Origin of the sequence: Loktanella sp. SALINAS62, assembly GCF_018263905.1 — a bacterium.
Lineage (GTDB): Bacteria > Pseudomonadota > Alphaproteobacteria > Rhodobacterales > Rhodobacteraceae > Loktanella.
The window spans coordinates 1-1,056 of the sequence record NZ_JAAFZU010000075.1 but is presented as its reverse complement, the minus strand read 5'-3'; the positions used below and the strand labels follow the sequence as shown (position 1 = coordinate 1,056).

Genomic DNA, 1,056 nt, shown 5'->3' with positions numbered 1-1,056 from the left:
AGGGTGCCACTTCGCTTGTCATGAGTGCATATCGGGCCGCGACAGGCTGTGCCAACATTGCAAGCCCATGCTCCGCACCTCATCCCTGCACCGTCTTCAAAATGACCTCCGCTGCCTCCCCTGGGCGATCCCACTGCGGAAAGTGACCGCACCGGTCGAACCAGTGCAGGTGAGCGGTCGGGAAGGCTGCCTGTGCGCGCTTTGCTTGGCGGGGCAGCAGGAGCCGATCCTGTCGTCCCCAGCCGATCGTCACCCGTCCAGGTGGCGTCCCCGTGCCCTCCTGCAATGGACCATGCGCCAGTTCGCACAGCATGGCATCGAAAACCCCGGTCGCGGCGATTGACGTCAGTTCGGCCTGAACCAACCAAGGATCGAGTCGGCCGGGATGTGCCGATAACTGCGCCAGCAGCAAAGACCGCGCGGCCCAGTTTTGCGATAGCGCCGGGATGTGCCGCCGCAAGAGGCGCACCAGTCGGACCGACGCAGCCAGGGTCGAGCGGAACCAGACGGTTTCCCAGCCATGCCAAAAACCGCCCGGATCGTAGGCGACCGTATGGCCACCTTTTCCACGCCGTGCCAATTCCAGCACCAGCCGGGCGCCGACGGAACTGCCGACGGTATCGACGCCCGCCAGATCGTTCCGGTCGATGAAGTGTTCAAGCGCATCCGCATAGGCGGCGATCGTCTGACGCCCCTCAAGTGGCGGAGACAACCCGTGCCCCGGCAGATCGACCAGAAGCACCTCGCGCACAGGGCTAAGCATCGGCACGATGCTGCCCCAAGACCTCAAGCTTCCGCCCAGCCCGTGAACCAAGAGCAAAGGCCGACCTGCACCCTGACATTCGAAATTCAAGTCCATGCTCATCAACGATCTGAAGCGGGGTCGGTTTCATGTGGATTTTTCGGATCTCGCCGATGCCGCATCGTGTCCAAGCGCTGTAAACTGCTGCAGCGCAGTAGTTCTTGAGCAGAAATGAAGATCGATCAATAAGCCCTGCGTCACTCGTCCCGTTAAGAAATGGAAAGATTACGCCCGAACGTTTGTTCAGCCGATGA

The 1,056-nt window shown here is 61.5% G+C and carries 2 protein-coding genes; both read right to left on the bottom strand.

Going from position 1 to position 1,056, the window contains the following annotated elements:
• Positions 1 to 79 precede the first annotated feature (79 nt).
• Positions 80 to 763, bottom strand: coding sequence for an alpha/beta fold hydrolase (locus GZH79_RS17655; protein WP_249219277.1), 684 nt, complete (start codon positions 761 to 763; stop codon positions 80 to 82).
• Positions 756 to 1,056 (bottom strand): hypothetical protein (locus GZH79_RS17650; protein WP_211645092.1); only part of this gene is annotated, 301 nt, incomplete at its 5' end. The genes GZH79_RS17650 and GZH79_RS17655, both read right to left, overlap by 8 nt.

What these genes read in the sequence shown, in the direction of transcription:
- GZH79_RS17655 (WP_249219277.1), bottom strand. Translation starts at nt 763, where the DNA reads ATGCTTAGCCCTGTGCGCGAGGTGCTTCTGGTCGATCTGCCGGGGCAC.